Origin of the sequence: Salirhabdus sp. Marseille-P4669 (assembly GCF_900240405.1) — a bacterium.
Classification (GTDB): Bacteria; Bacillota; Bacilli; order Bacillales; family Alkalibacillaceae; genus OEQK01.
The window spans coordinates 238945-257360 of the sequence record NZ_OEQK01000006.1 but is presented as its reverse complement, the minus strand read 5'-3'; the positions used below and the strand labels follow the sequence as shown (position 1 = coordinate 257360).

General features: G+C 34.0%; 16 protein-coding genes and 1 riboswitch. Of the genes, 13 read left to right on the top strand and 3 right to left on the bottom strand.

Translation table 11 applies throughout. The features are described 5' to 3' along the window. The first annotated feature begins 59 nt into the window (after positions 1-59). A complete protein-coding gene (locus C1A05_RS13195) occupies positions 60-1250 on the top strand; it encodes a dicarboxylate/amino acid:cation symporter (protein WP_102028701.1) in 1191 nt (396 codons plus the stop codon). 67 nt (positions 1251-1317) lie between these two features. On the opposite strand, the gene rfbB is transcribed toward C1A05_RS13195, so the two are convergent. The 3 genes from rfbB to C1A05_RS13180 form a co-directional block, all read right to left on the bottom strand. Then, the gene (gene rfbB, locus C1A05_RS13190) at positions 1318-2289 is read right to left on the bottom strand and encodes a dTDP-glucose 4,6-dehydratase (RefSeq protein WP_200816497.1); all 972 of its coding nucleotides are present in this window, start codon (positions 2287-2289) and stop codon (positions 1318-1320) included. Positions 2290-2502: 213 nt separating this feature from the next. Continuing rightward, positions 2503-3369, bottom strand: a complete 867-nt coding sequence (rfbA, locus tag C1A05_RS13185) for a glucose-1-phosphate thymidylyltransferase RfbA (RefSeq protein WP_102028700.1) — start codon at positions 3367-3369, stop codon at positions 2503-2505. A gap of 19 nt (positions 3370-3388) precedes the next feature. Next, positions 3389-4543, bottom strand: coding sequence for a DegT/DnrJ/EryC1/StrS family aminotransferase (locus C1A05_RS13180; protein ID WP_234998537.1), 1155 nt, complete (start codon positions 4541-4543; stop codon positions 3389-3391). Between the two features lie 165 nt (positions 4544-4708). Between C1A05_RS13180 and flaG the strand changes: the two genes are divergently transcribed. The 12 genes from flaG (at position 4709) to C1A05_RS13120 (ending at position 18403) form a co-directional block, all read left to right on the top strand. Continuing rightward, positions 4709-5083, top strand: a complete 375-nt coding sequence (flaG, locus tag C1A05_RS13175) for a flagellar protein FlaG (RefSeq protein ID WP_102028698.1) — start codon at positions 4709-4711, stop codon at positions 5081-5083. 15 nt (positions 5084-5098) lie between these two features. Further along, positions 5099-6943 carry a flagellar filament capping protein FliD gene (gene fliD, locus C1A05_RS13170; protein ID WP_102028697.1) on the top strand — a complete coding sequence of 615 codons (1845 nt, stop codon included), beginning with the start codon at positions 5099-5101 and terminating at the stop codon, positions 6941-6943. Positions 6944-6954: 11 nt separating this feature from the next. After that, a complete protein-coding gene (gene fliS, locus C1A05_RS13165) occupies positions 6955-7362 on the top strand; it encodes a flagellar export chaperone FliS (RefSeq protein WP_102028696.1) in 408 nt (135 codons plus the stop codon). Next, the gene (locus C1A05_RS13160) at positions 7362-7715 is read left to right on the top strand and encodes a flagellar protein FliT (protein ID WP_102028695.1); all 354 of its coding nucleotides are present in this window, start codon (positions 7362-7364) and stop codon (positions 7713-7715) included. The genes fliS and C1A05_RS13160 overlap by 1 nt, the downstream gene beginning before the upstream one ends. 8 nt (positions 7716-7723) lie before the next feature. Further along, positions 7724-8086 carry a hypothetical protein gene (locus tag C1A05_RS13155; RefSeq protein ID WP_102028694.1) on the top strand — a complete coding sequence of 121 codons (363 nt, stop codon included), beginning with the start codon at positions 7724-7726 and terminating at the stop codon, positions 8084-8086. Positions 8087-8320: 234 nt separating this feature from the next. Beyond that, positions 8321-8403, top strand: a riboswitch (cyclic di-GMP riboswitch). A gap of 181 nt (positions 8404-8584) precedes the next feature. Next, the gene (locus C1A05_RS13150; RefSeq protein WP_102028693.1) at positions 8585-10330 is read left to right on the top strand and encodes a methyl-accepting chemotaxis protein; all 1746 of its coding nucleotides are present in this window, start codon (positions 8585-8587) and stop codon (positions 10328-10330) included. A gap of 366 nt (positions 10331-10696) precedes the next feature. After that, on the top strand, positions 10697-12508 hold the full coding sequence (locus tag C1A05_RS18335; protein ID WP_234998536.1) for an AHH domain-containing protein: 1812 nt from the start codon (positions 10697-10699) through the stop codon (positions 12506-12508). A gap of 22 nt (positions 12509-12530) precedes the next feature. Further along, positions 12531-13040, top strand: coding sequence for an ankyrin repeat domain-containing protein (locus C1A05_RS13140; RefSeq protein WP_102028692.1), 510 nt, complete (start codon positions 12531-12533; stop codon positions 13038-13040). A 394-nt stretch (positions 13041-13434) separates the two neighbouring features. Continuing rightward, positions 13435-15162 (top strand): hypothetical protein, encoded by a 1728-nt coding sequence (locus C1A05_RS18330; RefSeq protein WP_234998534.1) that lies wholly within the window; start codon positions 13435-13437, stop codon positions 15160-15162. A gap of 9 nt (positions 15163-15171) precedes the next feature. Continuing rightward, positions 15172-15441, top strand: coding sequence for a hypothetical protein (locus C1A05_RS13130; RefSeq protein ID WP_102028691.1), 270 nt, complete (start codon positions 15172-15174; stop codon positions 15439-15441). Between the two features lie 691 nt (positions 15442-16132). Then, positions 16133-17503: a sigma-54 interaction domain-containing protein gene (locus C1A05_RS13125; protein WP_102028690.1), complete on the top strand. Its 1371-nt coding sequence runs from the start codon at positions 16133-16135 to the stop codon at positions 17501-17503. A gap of 204 nt (positions 17504-17707) precedes the next feature. Next, entirely contained in the window at positions 17708-18403 is a 696-nt protein-coding gene (locus tag C1A05_RS13120) for a CoA transferase subunit A (protein ID WP_102028689.1), read from the top strand. The last annotated feature ends 13 nt before the right edge of the window (positions 18404-18416 follow it).

The following is an 18416-nucleotide window of genomic DNA, read 5'->3' as shown; positions in this document are numbered from 1 at the left end:
AATCCCTCTAGTATAGTATTTAAAAACTTGCATCCGATCTTTTTAGTTTGGAGGAAAATATGAAATTAACTACGAAAATATTTGTCGCACTAATTCTAGGAGTTGTGGTTGGAATAGTATTACAAGATCATGAAAATATAGCAGATTTTTTTGGAATAATTGGTACTATTTATATTAAGTTGATTAAAATGATCATGATACCCCTAGTTATTACATCACTTATTGTGGGCATTACAAATGTAAGCGAATTAAAAAAAGTAGGACAAATTGGACTATACTCTTTCCTTATTTTTATAATAACTACCGGATTTGCTGTTATTATTGGATTATTCATTTCTAATCTGTTAAAGCCTGGAAATAGTTTTAGTATGGAAGTAAATAAAACAACGGATAATGTTGAAATTCCTTCTTTTGTGGACACTATAATGAATATTGTGCCTGAAAATCCTTTCGTTTCATTATATGAAGCTAATATGCTTCCGATTATTTTCTTTGCGTTAATGATTGGCTTTGGTATTGTAAAAGCAAGAACAAAAGGAGAAGTACTAAGAAGTTTCTTTGTATCATCTTATGAAGTTGTAAACGTTATTACGGGTTTTGTCATGAAGTTTACTCCAATAGGAGTTTTTGGGTTAATCGTTCCAGTAGTATCTAAAAATGGCTTGGAAATATTAATACCACTATCAAACGTATTAATTTCATTTTATCTAGCTGTAATTTTAATGCTAATAGTATATTGTATAATGTTAAAATTACTATCAGGTTTTAGTTTAGGTAAATTCTTTGAAGCAATTTTACCTGCTCAGTTAGTAGCTTTTAGTACATGTAGTAGTGCTGCTACATTACCTATAATGTTAAAAAGGGTGCAGGATAATTTGAAAATTTCTAAAGAAGTATCAGGATTTGTTTTACCTCTCGGAGCAACTATAAATATGGATGGAAATGCAATATATCAAGGAATTGCTGCATTATTTATTGCCCAAGCTTATGGGATAGAATTAAATTTAACCATGCAATTTATGATTGTATTGACAGGCATAATTGCCTCAATAGGGGCTGCTGGTGTACCAGGTGCGGGTATGATTGTACTTAGTGTTGTTCTATTGTCCGTAGGCTTGCCTGTTGAGGGTGTAGCTATAGTAGCTGGTGTTGATAGGATAATTGATATGGGTAGAACCTTAATAAATGTTACTGGTGATGCAACAACAACTGTTATCATTGACAAGGCAATAAAAAAGAAACATTTATAGTATTAAAAAACAAATATTTATGGGCATGAAGGAAAAATGAATTTTCTCCACATGCCCTATTCATATTTCATAGTTTTTTATACCAATTTATAGTGTTCTTTATACCTTCTTGGAATGTATAGGAAGGAGTCCATCCCAATTCATTTGTTATCTTAGAATTATCTATAGCGTATCTTCTATCATGACCTAATCTATCCTCTACAAAAGTAATAAGTTCTTCATCTTTATTTAAATATTTTAATATTATTTTAGCTAGCTCTATATTTTCAATTTCATTATTCCCTCCAATATTGTATACTTCACCGACTCTTCCTTTATGAAGTACGGTATCTATTGCACTGCAGTGATCTTCGACATGTAACCAATCTCGAATTTGTTTTCCATCTCCATATATTGGAAGAGGAACATCTTTCAAAGCTCTTTGAATCATTAGTGGTATAAATTTTTCCGGATATTGATACGGTCCATAGTTATTAGAACAACGTGTTATGTTAATAGGAAGTCCATATGTTGAATGGTAAGCTCTAACAAACATATCTGCTGATGCTTTTGAGGCAGAATACGGGCTATTAGGAGCTAAACATGTATTTTCAGTAAAATATCCACTTTTTCCTAAAGTGCCATAAACCTCATCAGTAGAAATTTGTATAAACTTTACTCCATTTTTATATTGTAGGTTATTATTTTTTATATGCCACTTTTCATAGGCAACATCTAGTAGAGTCTGGGTTCCCAGAACATTGGATTTAAGGAATAAACCTGGATTTAATATACTTCTATCGACATGAGATTCAGCTGCAAAATTTATTACTGTATCAATTTCGTATAGGTCAAAAACTTTACATATAAGATTTTTGTCACAAATATCACCTTTAATAAAAGTGTAATTATTATTATTTTCTATATCCTTTAAGTTGTTATAATTTCCTGCATAAGTAAGTAAATCAATATTTATTATTCTATAGTTATATTTTTTTACCATATATCTGATAAAATTAGATCCTATAAAGCCAGCTCCACCAGTTATTAGTATATTCATAATAATCACCTTACTTTTCTATGTGGATTTTGCAGTGATGACGAAATAAATTCGCGACTTTACATGGATCTGGGTGTAATTGCTGGTTAATATTTTTTGGGATTAAAAGTATGCCCATAGAAGCTCCATGTAAAGTTGCGGGAACATCTTAGTTGTAATATTTCAATAATCTTGTATTTAATGTTTGTTAAAAATAAAATTAATACTATCGCTTTATGAGGTGGTGATCTCTATTAAATATTTTCCATAGTCTGTTTTTATTAAGGGTTTTGCTAACTGTAATAACTCTTCCTTAGTTATATAGCCCATTCTGTAAGCAATTTCCTCAATACATGAAATATATAAGCCTTGACGTTTTTGAATTGCTTCCACGAAATTTGAAGCCTCTATTAGTGATTCATGGGTTCCTGTGTCTAACCAAGCTAGCCCTCTACCCATTATCTCTACTTTAAGTTGTTTTTTAGCAAGATACTGATTTAATATAGAAGTTATTTCTAGCTCTCCCCGTTCAGAGGGCTTTACCCTTTTAGCTAGTTTAACTGCATTGTTATCAAGAAAATAAAGGCCAGGTATAGCTAATGACGACTTAGGTTTCAGAGGTTTCTCTTCAATTGATACTGCGTTTCCTTGATTATCTACTTCTACTACTCCATAAGATCGTGGATCATTCACGAAACATCCAAATATTAAACCACCTTCATTCAGTTTTGAAGCTTCTCGTAATTTATTTCCAAAATTTGAACCATAAAAAATATTATCTCCTAATACTAAGGCAACTGAAGAATCACCAATAAAATCCTCACCTATAATAAATGCTTCCGCTAAACCGTTTGGCTTATATTGTGTTTTATACGTTATTGAAATGCCTAATTGTTTACCATCACCTAATAAATCTTCGAAACTTTCTAAGTCCCTTGGGGTTGTAATAATTAATACTTCTGTTATTCCTGCAAGCATTAGAACAGACAAGGGATAGTAAATCATCGGTTTATCATAAATCGGTAGTAGTTGTTTAGATATTGATTTAGTTAGAGGATATAGTCGAGTGCCTAAACCTCCTGCTAATATAATTCCTTTCATTTTATCACCTAGTTTTTAGTTAATTCAAATTAATATGAAGGTCCCTTATTATCTCACAAATCGTTATTACATTTTGTATACTTAAATCGCCATAGTAAGGTAAGGCAAGGACTTGATTAACTGATTTATAAGCTTGTGGTAAACTTAATGAATCTGCAGATTTGTTATTTTTATACCAGTAAAAGTCACTACAGAGCGGATAAAAGTATTTTCTTGTATAAATATTATATTTTTCAAGTTCCTTTTGTAACCAGTCCCTGGATTTTCCAAATAATACTTCATCGACCTCTATTACAAAATACTGATAACTACTTAATTCTTTCTCTAATCGAGTTATAATTCGAATTCCAGGAATATTTTGTAAATGGGTTTCGTATGTTCTTTTGATTTTATCTCTCTTTAAACGTTCTATTTCTACAGAATTTAGTACTTCTAATCCGATAGCAGCCTGGATTTCGTTCATCTTCGCGTTTAATCCTGAAAGGATTACTTTTTCAGATTCTTTAAGTCCAAAATTTTTAAGTAATTCAAGTTTTTCGCTAAGAGTATTATCGTTAAAAGTAAGTGCACCACCTTCTATAGTATTAAATAGTTTAGTTGCATGAAAACTAAACATTGACATATCACCATAGCTACCAATTGGTTTACCATTTACAATTGTTCCAAATGCATGTGCAGCATCATAGATAACTTTTAAATTATATTTACTAGCGACTTGCTGGATTTTTTCAACTTCACATGGATTTCCGAATACATGTACTGCAAGTATGGCAGACGTATTTTCAGTAATCAGAGGTTCTATCAAATCTGCATTAATATTTAAAGTATCTGGTTCAATATCACAAAAAATGGGAGTTAAGTTGTTCCAATCAAGTGCCTGTGTTGTTGCAGGAAAAGTAAATGGAGTCGTAATTACCTCTCCACGTAAATTTAAAGATTTTAATCCCAGAATAAGAGCCATTGTTCCATTATTAAAGAGGGAAATATTATTAATTTTCAAATGGTTTTTCAACTTTTCTTCTAAATTCCTTAGCTGTCTTCCGTTATTAGTTATCCATTTGCTTTCCCAGATTTCATCTATTTTTTTATATACTTCTTCTTTATTTGGCAATAAAGGCCTTGTTACATATATTGGTTGTTCGAACACTTTTGTCAATAAAATCTCTTCTTTCACTATAAATTCTTACATACTATATAATTTATCGGTTGTTATAAAAAACAATTTAGTTTTATTTATGATTGTGGAACTTATTATTTAACAAAATAAAAAATAAATTAAAGTAATTAAAAATTAATCCGATATAAATAAAAAGAGAAGAAAATCAAGGAGTTGCTAAAAGTGGATGTAGGTAAAATTCTATCTGGATCTCAACTCCTGCAACGGTCAGATAGCACCCAGACGATTGTTTCAACTATTAGTAAAACCAATGCAGAAGACGAGCTAGATCAATTTAACAATAGAAATCAGTTAGCTGATGAAAAAGTACCAAGTAGTGATCAAGTGAAAGTTATGTCAGATGCACTAAACAAGTTTCTTGAACCAAGCAAGACATCATTAAAATTTGAATTTCACGAAAAACTAGAAGAATATTACGTAAGTATTATAGATCCAACAACAAAAGAGGTCATAAAAGAAATACCACCAAAGAAAATGTTGGATATATATGCTGCAATGGCAGAGTTTATAGGAATAATAGTAGATAAAAAGATATGATTGAGGTGACTTGATATGTCAGATATGCGTATTGGTGGTTTAGCATCAGGATTAGATACAGATTCAATTGTAAAGGAATTAATGACTGCAGAACGTATGCCTTTAGATAAAATGCAACAAGATCGAACTTGGTTAACATGGCAAAGAGATGCTTATCGTGAAATTAACTCTCTTTTATTTGATTTAGATTCCTTAGCATTAAATATGAAACTATCATCTACGTATAATAATAAAACGGTTAGTTCATCAAATGATAGTTTTGCTACAGCAACAGCTACTGCTGCTGCTGCTAATGGCACACACACATTAAGTAATGTATCAGTTGCAACAGCTGCGTATAATATTAGCTTTCAAGGGAATGCGAACACAAATCTTGGTGTTTCTGGTGATAAAACGGCTGCGGATTATACAAAGGTAGATGCAACTAAGAGTTTATGGAGTCAAAAATCAAACTTTGGGAACTCTGATTTCGCAGATGTAAACGGTGGTATATGGGAAACAAGAACGTATGAAAATAAAGATATATCTGTTAGCAAGGCAGGGACGAACTTCAAGCTTGAAAAAGGTGCAATAGACTCAACTAGTCTGACATCTATTGTTGTTACAGATAGTGAAGGTGTCGAGAAGACCTACACTGTTGTTTCTGGGGAACCTTCTAACGCTAATGAAGTGTCCTTAAATGCGGGAACAGGCGAATTAGTTTTTGGTGAAGAACTAACAGAAGGAAGTACAATTAGTGGTCCATCCTATGATCATTATGTAGTAAGCTTTTCGATTAAGACATATGATCAGAAAGGTAATGTGATTGAAGATAATGCAGACGAATCAGACGGATACCAATTTGAATTTGATGGTACAAAATCTTTAAATCAGATAATGTCTGAAATTAGTAATTCTAGAGTAGGAGTTTCTGCATTTTATGACGGTTTTTCTGATAAAGTAAGTTTTCAACGTAAGGAAACAGGAGATTTAAATGTAAACGGACAGGAAATGGAGTTTTCTGGTAGTTTCCTTACAGATGTATTAGGTATGGATTCCTCACAAGAATTAAATGGTACGAACGCTACGTTTACTCTAGATGGTCTTCAAACACAGAGAACATCTAATTCCTTCACAATTAGCGGAGTATCTTATACACTTAAGGATAATTTTACAGGATCTACTACAATCAGTGTTGAAAATAATACAGAGGCTTCATTTGAAAAAGTTAAAGAATTTGTTGATAAATACAATGAAATTATTGAGAAGGTAAATGGCAAGTTAACAGAAGGTAGATATCGAGATTATCCTCCACTAACCGATGCACAAAAAGAGGGAATGTCAGACAAAGAAATTGAACTTTGGGAAGAGAGAGCAAAAAGCGGCCTGTTAAAGGGAGACAGTATTTTGTCGTCTGCTATGTCTGACCTTCGTATGGCTTGGTATAGTAGAGTAGAAACTAATGGTGCATACACACATCTTTCAGAAATTGGAATTGAAACTACTGCAAATTTTATGGCCGGTGGAAAATTAGAGATTGATGAAGCAAAGTTAAAGAAAGCTTTATCTACTGATCCAGACGCTGTTTATAAACTATTTTCAAATTCTGAGGAAGGTAGTAGTCGTGGTCTAATAAATCGAGTAGAAGACTCAATAGAAAAAGCAATGGGTAATATAGAATCAAAAGCTGGAAAATCTACTTCTACCCTTCAGCAATACACAATGGGTAAACGACTTGACGATTTAAATGACAGAATCGATAATTTTCAAGATAGATTAGTAACAATAGAAAACAGGTACTGGTCACAATTCACTGCTATGGAAAAAGCAATACAGCAGATGAACTCACAAATGTCCTATTTAATGAACATGTTTGGTTAAGGAGTGTAATTATGTCTAATATATATTCTGCAAAACAGCAAGTGTACGCAAATAATGCAGTGAGCACGGCGTCCCCAGGGGAATTAACGTTAATGCTTTATAATGGCTGCATTAAGTTTATTAAACAAGCAAAAACAGCTATGGCAGAGAAAAAAATTGAAGCGAAAAACGTAAATATACAAAAGGCGCAACGGATTATTCAAGAGCTAATGGCTACTCTAAGAACGGACGTAGAAATCTCAAAAGAAATTATGCCATTATATGAATATATGAACCGTAGATTGTTAGAAGCAAATTTCAAGAATGACGCTACTATACTTGACGAAGTGTCCGGTCTTGTAACAGAATTCCGAGATACTTGGAAAGAAGTTATTCAAATAGCACGTAAAAAACAATATGGTCAAGGTGGAAATGCTTAATGAGTGCAGTAATACAATTGCACGAAAAAACAGCGAATCTGCATGAACAATTGAAACAAGATAGTACTGAGAAGGATCGTGAAGAACTAATATCAGAAATAACAATCTTTGTTAATGAACGGGATGAACTATTAAAAGCTATTAAACCACCATTTACAGAAAAAGAAATGAATTTAGGTAAAGAGATTTTGGTAATGGATCAACAAATTCAAGAAGTGTTACAACGCTTATTAAGTGGACTTAAAGGATCAATGAAAGACATCCAGAATAAAAAACGTAATAACAGGAAATATGTAAATCCTTATCAAAATGTTTCTACTGTAGATGGTATGTTTTTTGATAAAAAGAACTAGGTGATAACTTGAAAAATCTTCATCCTAATCAAATTATTTTCATACAAAAATATGACAGGCTACTAGAAAGTATGGAGCTAGCTTTTCAATATTTAGTAAATATATCATCTATAAATCAATCAGATATTGCCAACACAGTCTACGTTGACCTAGTAAACGCAGCACAACAAGTCAATCTATGCCATCCACAAATCACAAGCTTAATTGATTTAAAGCACACCGATCAATTTGAGTCCGTTGTACAACAAATGGCAAAGTGGTTTGAAGATGGACAAGATAAGCAGCAGTTATTGAAAGAAAACATTATCCCTTCATTTCAAGATTGGAAGCAGGATATCGATACACAAATCAAGCCTTATGTACTTCAATAATTTAATTGGAAAAGTTTCTATTATGAGTTTTGTAATAGGAGCTTTTTGTTTGTAAATTGGACTAGGTAGACTTCCAAGAGTTAACTTGTCTTTTGAAAATAACGCAACTATTTAAAATAATTTTAATCGGTAATTCACTTGGGTATATATACCCACGTAAAAATCGTGATATAATAGTAAAAAAGACTTGGATATTATCAAAAATTGTTGTAATATGAAGAATGTTTGATGAAAATATAAATATGGCAAACTTGTCGAAAGGCAAGGACGCAAAACCACGGGCCTAAGGTATTTACTATGGTAGCCGGGTTGCGAGCGTATATTAGCCTAAGCTTATTTCGCTTAGGCTTTTTTTGATTGGGAGGAAGAGATTTTATGTTAATAGATTTTAATAAGTTTAATAGATATAACATATTTGAATCAGAGATTCCTTAGCGTTGATTCATTAAAAGATAGCAGTTCAGTAATATTAATTGAATATAGGATGGTGTTATAGATATGAAATCTTTATTTACGAAAACGATTAAAAGAAAATTAATAATTGTATCGATCTTACTTGTGTCGATACCGATGATAACCTTGGGTTTATTAAGTTTTGAAAAAAGCAGTACTAGTTTAGATGAATTAGGAAAAACAAATTTGAAGAATAGTGTAGAGCACACTATTGAATTAATGGATTTACTAAATGAGCAAGTTGAGAATGGAGATCTTTCATTAAAAGAAGCACAAGAAAAAGTTAAAATAGCTATCTTAGGAAGCATGCAAGATGATGGAACACGACCAATTAATGAACGCTTTGATTTAGGTGAAAATGGCTATTTATTTATTGCGGATAGTAAAGCGAACTTGGTTGCCCATCCCACCAATGAAGGAGGGAACTCTTGGGACAACAAAGATTCAGACGGCAAATACTATGCTAGAGAGTACATAGAGAAAGGTATGAATGGTGGTGGATTTACATTTTATACGTATCCATTACCAAATAGTGAACAAATTGAAGAAAAAGTGACCTTTTCAAAAGCCTATCCAGAATGGGATTGGGTAGTTGTTGCCGGGACTTACATGATGGATTTCAATCAACCTGCGAATGAGATTTTATTATTTAATGTAATTATAATAGGTATTACATTAATTCTAGGAACACTTATTATTTGGCTTTTTGCTACTAAAATTTCAAACCCGATTAAAAAGGTAACGGAACAAATGGAACAGATATCAGATGGTGATTTAACTCCAGAACTGTTAGAAATTAAAACAAATGATGAAGTAGGCCAGCTAGCAAATGGTATGAACAATCTACAAAGTAAGCTTAAGAGCATGATCAAGAATATTTCGGATGCGTCTCAATTAATGTCTGGTCATAGTGAAGAGCTTACTCAATCTGCAAATGAGGTAAAAGTAGGCGCAGAGCAAATTGCTACAACAATGGAGGAAATTGCATCTGGTACGGAATCTCAAGCTAATAATGCCAGTGATCTTTCCTCTGCAATGGGCACTTATGTAGAGAATGTTGAAGAGGCAAACGAAAATGGAGAAAAAATCCATCAATCTTCTAATGTGGTATTGGAATTAACAGGTGATGGATCTCAATTGATGATTCAATCCGTTCAACAAATGACAAAGATTGATCAAATAGTCCAAGAATCCGTTAGCAAAGTACAACAGTTAGCGATGCAGTCTAATGAGATATCAAAACTAGTCGTTGTTATTAGGGATGTAGCAGAACAAACCAATTTGTTAGCACTTAATGCGGCTATTGAGGCAGCTCGAGCTGGAGAACATGGCAAAGGGTTTGCTGTAGTAGCTGATGAGGTTCGAAAACTAGCTGAACAGGTTGCGGATTCTGTTAAGGATATCACTCAAATCGTTGGAGGAATACAAGCTGATACTTCAGAAGTTGTTCAATCATTACAAAATGGATATACGGAAGTGGAAGTAGGTACCAACCAAATTAAAACTACCGGAGAAACCTTTGGTAAAATTAATGATGCGGTTAAAGAAATGTCTACAAATATACAGACAGTCAGTGATAACCTAGCTATGATTCGATCTACAAGCCAAGAAATGAATGCATCCATAGAAGAAATTGCTTCGATTTCAGAAGAATCAGCTGCAGGTGTAGAACAAACTTCAGCTTCCGCACAGCAAACAAGCAGTTCAATGGAAGAGGTTGCATCAAGCTCTGATGAACTAGCAAACCTTGCTGAAAAATTAAATGGTTTAATACAGCAGTTTAAATTGTAAAGTGACATATTGAACCTAGTGTAGTAAGAGAAACGCTCGTTTTTCTTACTACACTTTTTTATTTTGACTGCATAATAGAATAAACTCGTTTCGTTGAATGAATATCTACCTCTACTGTTGAATTATTGGAGTTAACTATTGAATTATCCTTACATTCTGAATGATTAATCGAGTACACTATAAAAAAATAACCATTATTAAATGATTAATACTTAATACTCACAAAACAAACGAATAAAAACCATCCTTAGTCAATTCCTCCCACCCCCAAAATAGTTACATAGTAATGTTGTAATTGTATATTTTTGGAATTACTATTTACATATAATAAGACGTTCGGAATTGTAGAATGGGGGTGGAACCTGAATGAAGTCGGATTTAAAAATAAATTACGGCATATTAGAGGATATTATCAATCAGCTCCATAAATATCAGGGGGCACTGGGTAATATGCGGGAAGCCCTAAGCAACATTGATTCCTTTGTGGAAACAAATTATGGGGAAAGTATTGATGCTTGGAAGGATAAAATTAAAACCTCCGAGCTAAATATAAAGGAATACGAAATCCAAATAAAAGACCTTCTCTCCCTCTTTGAAAACTACGTCACAGACACCACATCCATTATCTATCCACTGGAAAAGTACATCATGATGCGAGTAAATCGAAATAACATAAAAAAGAATTTAAGAGAAATAGAGAGCGGAATGTCCAACAATGTAACCAAAGCATTTTATCGGACCTTGGATGATCCTCCGGGTAATTGGAAGTTTTGGGATGATATATCCGACGCAGAAAAAGAAGCAAGTCGATACAATAAAGGGAGAATAGAAAGTATTAGTCAAGATATTCTAAACACCAAAATGCGGCTTGACAACAAAATGGCTGAGATGTGGAAGATTTATGATTCCAAGGTTGTACCATTTGAAAATATGGATGATGAATACAAAGGAAAAGCAGATGTAATCAAAGATAAATATACGACCTTTTGGGAAGGATTTTGGGACACCTTTGGCATATTAGAGAGTGCTGGTGATCTTTTTAGGGGAATTGTGGACTTTGCGTTGGATACAGTCGAAGGTCTTATCGCCCTTTCAGAAGATGCAGGCATTATCATAGTTTCGGCCATTATCCCTGACGCCATCGAACCAGACTTCTTAAAACAAGAAGCATACGACCGACTTCAACCATACAAACAAGCCCTTATCCAAGTGATTGAAGATCCAAAAGGTGTCGTGGAGAATATGGTAAATAGCTTTACCGAAATGGTTGAAGAGGAAGGGATGATGTACGCAATAGGCTATAGTGGTTCCTCATTCATTCCGATGGCGGGTGCAACTAAGTTTACAAAACTAACGAAGATCAACGATAGAGAAGCCGAATTAAAGCAGTATGTTGATAAAACGGTAAAATCGAACAAATCATTTGAAGGTGTTAGACTAAGCCCTGTAGAAATAGTTAAAAATGTTCGGAAGTTTGGTAGTAATCTAGTAAATGAAGTTCTTGGTGGTATGACGGCACTGCAGCGCATGTTAGATTCTAAGGAAGTACCGGTGTTGAGTGGGATATCTAGTAAGAATATAAATGTTTTTGATACTGGGTATTTGAAGGGGAAGGCGAAGGAGTTTTATAGTTGGTTTAGGGCCAATGTAGTTGGAAATGGTAAGAGTGTAAATGACTATCTTAATAATATAGTTGTGAATGGGAAAGTAGATTCCACTAAGATGAATAAGCTTAAAAATGCTATTCAGAATAATACATTTACTGTAGATGAGCTGTCTGAAATAAGAAAAAAGATGTCTAAATTAGGAATTACTAAAGAATATGATGAAGTATTAATTAAAATGGATTTTGGTAAGTATCTTAGAGGACTAATAGGTAACCCGCCTACTGATATGATAAATCCCCATGCACACCACATTCTATTTAAAAAAGGTCTTGGTCAGAAGCAGCAAGAACTAGTTCGAGAAGGTCAGGAAATATTAAGAAGGTACGGGATAGATCCAATAATTGGGGAAGAAAATCTTGTTTGGGCACCAAATGCCATAGTAGGACAACATAGTCTTGATGCTTTAGAAGAAGTAGTTAATCGGTTAAGGGCTGTTGAATTTGAGGGTGGTGACATTGACGACATGATTGAAACCCTTAAAGAATTAGGTATATTAGCTAGTAGAAGATAGTAGAATTAAAGGAGGGTATGTTTTGGAACAAAATAGTATAAAAAAGGCAATAAGGAATGCAATTAAAATAGGTGATATCAATAAATTAAAACAATTAATAGGAGACAATAATGAAATTTTAAATACCCAAACTTCATTTGGTACATGGTTACATGTAGCTGCTAAGAAGGGACACCTCGAAATAGTTGAGTATCTAATTGATAAAGGTATAGATATTAATGCTAGAGGTGGAACCTTTGATGCTTCCGCACTAAATTTGGCAGCAGGAGAGGGGCATTTAGAAATAGTAAAGTATTTAATAGAACACGGTGCAGAATTAGATGTAAGCTTAGCAAAAAGAAATCCTTTATTTGGAGCGATTTATGGTGGACACAAAGAAGTAGTTGAGTTTTTAGTTGAAAAAGGAATAGATATTTCCATTAAATATACTGGAGAGAATATTAAAAATATGGATGCATATGAGTATGCTAGACAATTTGGACAAACAGAAATAGCTGAATATTTAAAGAAGAAAATAAAGGAAAGAGAATAAAAAAGTTTTCAAACATATAAAATATCAGCTAACTATTTTGGTGAATTCTTGCTGGATTTAAATATATTAGAAATATAGTTGAAGGAAAAACTTGATTGGCTTTGCCATTCGAGTTTTTTTGATTTTAATCATTTAATCTTGATAAGAAAAGATTTATTTTTATGACTGATATGTGTAGGGCAAGGAAAAAAATATAAGGAAGATTTTCTGTAAAACTCCTAATGCCACGTTAAGATAATGAATAGGACAAATATTTAACGTCTAAAAAACCATCCTTAGTCCATTCCTCCCACCCCAAAATAGTCACATAGTAATATTGTAATTGTATATTTTTGGAATTACTATTTACATATAATAAGAGGTTCGGAATTGTAGACTGGGGGGTGGAACCTGGATGAAGTCGGATTTAAAAATAAATTACGGCATATTAGAGGATATTATCAATCAGCTCCATAAATATCAGGGAGCACTGGGAAATATGCGGGACTCCCTAAGCAACATTGATTCCTTTGTGGAAACAAATTATGGGAAAAGCATTGATGCTTGGAAGGACAAGATCAAAACCTCCGAGCTAAATATAAAGGAATACGAAATTCAAATTAAAGACCTTCTCTCCCTCTTTGAAAACTACGTCACAGACACCACATCCATCATCTATCCACTGGAAAAGTACACCATGATGCGAGTAAATCGAAACAACATAAAAAAGAATTTAAGAGAAATAGAGAGCGGAATGTCCAACAATGTAACCAAAGCATTTTATCGGACCCTGGATGATCCTCCAGGTAATTGGAAGTTTTGGGATGATATATCCGACGCAGAAAAAGAAGCTAGCCGATACAATAAAGGGAGAATAGAAAGTATTAGTCAAGATATTTTAAATACAAAAGTGCGGCTTGACAACAAGATGGCTGAGATGTGGAAGATTTATGATTCCAAGGTTGTACCATTTGAAAATATGGATGATGAATACAAAGGAAAAGCAGATGTAATCAAAGATAAATATACGACCTTTTGGGAAGGATTTTGGGACACCTTTGGTATTCTAGAGAGTGCTGGTGATCTTTTTAGGGGTTTTGTGGACTTTGCGTTGGATACAGTCGAAGGTCTAATCGGGCTTTCAGAAGATGCAGGCATTATCATAGTTTCGGCCATTATCCCTGACGCCATCGAACCAGACTTCTTAAAACAAGAAGCATACGACCGACTTCAACCATACAAACAAGCCCTTATCCAAGTGATTGAAGATCCTAAAGGTGTTGTGGAGAATATGGTAAATAGCTTTACCGAAATGGTTGATGAGGAAGGGATGATGTACGCCATAGGTTATAGTGGTTCCTCATTCATTCCGATGGCGGGTGCAACTAAGTTTACAAAACTAACGAAAATCAACGATAGAGAAGCCGAATTAAAGCAGTATGTTGATAAAACGGTAAAATCGAACAAATCATTTGAAGGGGTTAGACTAAGCCCTGTAGAAATAGTTAAAAATGTTCGGAAGTTTGGTAGTAATCTAGTAAATGAAGTTCTTGGTGGTATGACGGTACTGAAGCAAATGTTAGATTTTAAGGAAGTACCGGTGTTGAGTGGGATATCTAGTAAGAATATAAATGTTTTTGATACTGGGTATTTGAAGGGGAAGGCGAAGGAGTTTTATAGTTGGTTTAGGGCGAATGTGGTTGGTAATGGTGTTGATTTTGGAAAGTATTCTACTATTATAGATGACAAAGTAAAGGTAATTGAAAAAGTGGATTTACCTGATTGGATAAGAGAATCGTTTACTGACAGTAATTATAGGACTGTTATTACTGAAGAAAACATAACTCTCTACCGAACATATGGTGGTGGATCAAAAGCAAATGGATCATTTGTAACAACTAGGCCCGCTGGTAATAGAATTAATGCGAAAATAGATGCTGCTTTAATTCCAGATTGGAAAAATACTAGAGAGTTTGAAGCAGTAATAGAAGTTCCTAAAGGACAAATTTTAAATATAGGAAGAGTTGAAAAGCAATATACAAAAACAGGGGCTTTACTAGCAGGAGATGCTGACCAAATACTACTACCACAAGGGTGGCCTTCTGAATGGATAAAAGAAATAAGAATAGTTCCGAGTAAATAGGAGGATTTTATGAATAAGAAAGAGCAATTGACTAAACAACTTAAAAAGGTAATAAATATTCTTGAAAAAGAGTATTCTAATGAAATTAATAAGGATATTTTCCAATTAATATATAGAAGATATAAGAATGGACTGGAAATTATTGAAAATAATAATGACTTAAATGGAATAAATATTGTTGGTGGTGTAAGAGCCTACATGGATAGTTATAATGACTATCAAAATCCTTTGTTAAATGAATTGCACAAGGCAGAAAACTTATTAAAAGAGTTATTGTAACAAATTAGATAAACGCATAAACCTTGATTGGCGATAAGTAAGTCTTTCAAAGGTTTTATTTTTGATTAAAAAACACGTACATGATTATCGAATCAAGAAAATCAAATCATAATACAATTTTTTCCAAAGGAACATTCTTGTTCTATCGAAAGCGTCGCATATTTGTGAAGTCAAAGATTGTGGAAAACGATTTTACGATGACAATTCCGTAGTAAACAAAGTATAAAAAGACATTAGTATTGAAATCATTCTATGGATAAAATTCTAGGATATGGCTGATCACTTTGACACTTCACCAATTCACCAATACTATTGTTTGATGAACAACCAATAGCACTAAAAAAAGTACTCCGAACAAAAGAAAAGAGAGTGATAGTCTATTCCAAATGTCTGTATATTAAACAGTTGCTAGTACATTTTTCAATTGTTACACTTCTACTAACATAAAATTAGGAAAGTCTTGAATTTATTCTTGGTAAGTTATAAATTTGTTAAATACTCTCTCAAACGAAGGTGTCAGCCTCTCTAAATGTAAACCACCTAAATCAGCCTGACACCTCTTTCCTTTATTCCATAAGATTATCTGTAAAATTTCCAATTTTGCGTTAATATAATGAATAGGACAAACATTTACCGTCTTGATCTATACGAGACGAACGAATAAAGGATTAATGGGAGAGGAGGAAAACCTATGCTACCGAAAGACATTCCGTATCGTGATGAATTTTTAGAGGCAATAGTAGAAAATCAGTATTATTGTATCGTGACAGTAGATGATCAAGGGATTGTGACCTATTTGAGTAAGAGCTATTGTCAATTTCTAGAGATAAAGCTGGAGGATGCTATAGGGAAGCATGTTACAGAAGTAATTGAGAATACGAGAATGCACTTGGTTATCGAAACAGGAAAAGAGGAAATTGCCGATCTTCAATATATTCGTGGTAATTATATGATTGCAAATCGAATTCCAATTCGCTCCAATGGAAAGATTGTAGGTGCGGTTGGCTTTGTACTGTTTCGGGATACAAAAGAATGGATGGAAATGAATACACATATTAAGTCTCTTTTACTAGAATTAGAACATTACCGTGAGCAAGTAAAGCAGCAAGGGGTTAAATATTTTCTACATGATATTATTGGCAACTCCCCTAAAATGGAAGCGTTAAAAAATAAGGTCAAGAAAATTGCTCCTAGTGATGTTTCGGTTCTAATAAGAGGCGAGAGTGGTACAGGGAAGGAACTGTTTGCGCAAAGTATCCATCATCTAAGTAATCGAAGCAATCAGCCATTTATCTCCATTAATTGTGCCTCAATCCCGGAGCATTTGCTAGAATCTGAGCTTTTTGGTTACGCGGAAGGTGCATTTACTGGTGCGAAAAAAGGTGGAAAACCCGGAAAATTCCAGCTTGCGAATGGAGGGACGCTTTTCTTAGATGAGGTTGGGGATATGCCGTTATCGGCTCAAGTAAAAATTCTTAGGGTTTTACAAGAGGGCGAGGTCCAGTCCGTTGGTGGAACAGAGATTCAAAAAGTAGATGTGCGAATTATTGCTGCAACGAATCAACCACTTGAAAAGCTGATCGAGAACAAGGATTTTCGGAAGGATTTATTTTACCGTATCAATGTGGTGCAAATTGAAATTCCTTCGTTAAGGGATAGGCGAGAGGACATTCGGGTATTGGCAAAGTACTTCCTCCATAAAATTTCAAAACGAGTCGGAAAACGGGTCATTGATTTTGATCAACAGGTGATGGACCGCTTTATGACGTATTCTTGGCCAGGGAACATTCGGGAATTAGAAAATGTTATTGAGTCAGCAATCCATTTAACGAATCAAGAGGTTATTGGATTGACGGATCTCCCTGATTATTTTAGCGTCCACTCGAATGCTTTTGTGGAAAAAAACACATTAAAAGAAATTGTAGAGGAAGCAGAAAAGCAAGCAATTATGCAGGCTCTTCAAAAAACAAATGGGGATAAAAAAGAAGCGGCAAGTTTATTAGGACTTGGTAAATCAAGCTTTTATGAAAAATTAAAAAAGTATCCAATCCAAATTCCGTGATTTCGGAAACATATTCCGGAAATCCGGAAAGCAAGCCTCACCAATGGTTGTAAGGGTTTTCATAAAACATTAAGAAAAGTAATAAGCTATATTCCATGATTTCGGAATATGGTTTTTTTTATTTTAACGAAAATGTTGTTTTCTCGTCCCTTAAAAGTTGGCATGATTTTTGCATCTAGTAAAGGTAGAAGGGAGTGGATGATATTGAAGTGCATCTATACATCATTTGACGATGCAGTAAAAGATATTAAAGATGGATCTACCATTATGGTTGGTGGGTTTGGTTTAGTAGGAATTCCAGAAAACCTAATCCTAGCTTTAGTAGATTCAAAAGTGAAGCATTTAACCGTTATCTCCAACAATTGCGGAGTAGATGACTGGGGGTTAGGATTGTTACTCCAACAAAAGCAAATTGATAAAATGATTGGTTCTTATGTTGGAGAAAATAAGGAATTTGAACGCCAATTTTTATCGGGTGAATTAGAGGTTGAACTGGTGCCACAAGGGACGCTAGCGGAGCGCATTCGTGCTGGTGGAGCAGGGATTCCAGCCTTCTATACACCGGCTGGGGTTGGTACACCAATTGCGGAAGGGCGAGAAATCCGTACCTTTGATAATAAAGAGTATGTGTTGCAAACAGCATTAACAGCGGACTTCAGCTTTGTGAGAGCTGCAGTGGGAGACAAATTTGGAAATCTAATCTATAACAAAACAGCACAAAATTTTAATCCAATGATGGCTGCAGCTGGAAAGGTGACGATAGCGGAAGTAGAAGAGATTGTGGAAGCTGGGGAACTGGACCCGAATCAAATTCAGACACCAGGAATTTATGTTCAAGGATTGATCGAAGGAAGACAAGAGAAACGAATTGAAAAACGCACAATACGACAACATGCATAAAGGGATGAGGAGG

Excerpts from the sequence above, each read along its gene's own strand:
- C1A05_RS13150 (WP_102028693.1), top strand. The coding sequence starts at position 8,585 with ATGAAATCTTTATTTACGAAAACGATTAAAAGAAAATTAATAATTGTA.
- C1A05_RS13195 (WP_102028701.1), top strand. The coding sequence starts at position 60 with ATGAAATTAACTACGAAAATATTTGTCGCACTAATTCTAGGAGTTGTG.
- C1A05_RS13130 (WP_102028691.1), top strand. The coding sequence starts at position 15,172 with ATGAATAAGAAAGAGCAATTGACTAAACAACTTAAAAAGGTAATAAAT.
- fliD (WP_102028697.1), top strand. The coding sequence starts at position 5,099 with ATGTCAGATATGCGTATTGGTGGTTTAGCATCAGGATTAGATACAGAT.
- C1A05_RS13160 (WP_102028695.1), top strand. The coding sequence starts at position 7,362 with ATGAGTGCAGTAATACAATTGCACGAAAAAACAGCGAATCTGCATGAA.
- C1A05_RS18335 (WP_234998536.1), top strand. The coding sequence starts at position 10,697 with ATGAAGTCGGATTTAAAAATAAATTACGGCATATTAGAGGATATTATC.
- fliS (WP_102028696.1), top strand. The coding sequence starts at position 6,955 with ATGTCTAATATATATTCTGCAAAACAGCAAGTGTACGCAAATAATGCA.
- rfbA (WP_102028700.1), bottom strand. The coding sequence starts at position 3,369 with ATGAAAGGAATTATATTAGCAGGAGGTTTAGGCACTCGACTATATCCT.
- C1A05_RS13125 (WP_102028690.1), top strand. The coding sequence starts at position 16,133 with ATGCTACCGAAAGACATTCCGTATCGTGATGAATTTTTAGAGGCAATA.
- C1A05_RS18330 (WP_234998534.1), top strand. The coding sequence starts at position 13,435 with ATGAAGTCGGATTTAAAAATAAATTACGGCATATTAGAGGATATTATC.
- rfbB (WP_200816497.1), bottom strand. The coding sequence starts at position 2,289 with ATGAATATACTAATAACTGGTGGAGCTGGCTTTATAGGATCTAATTTT.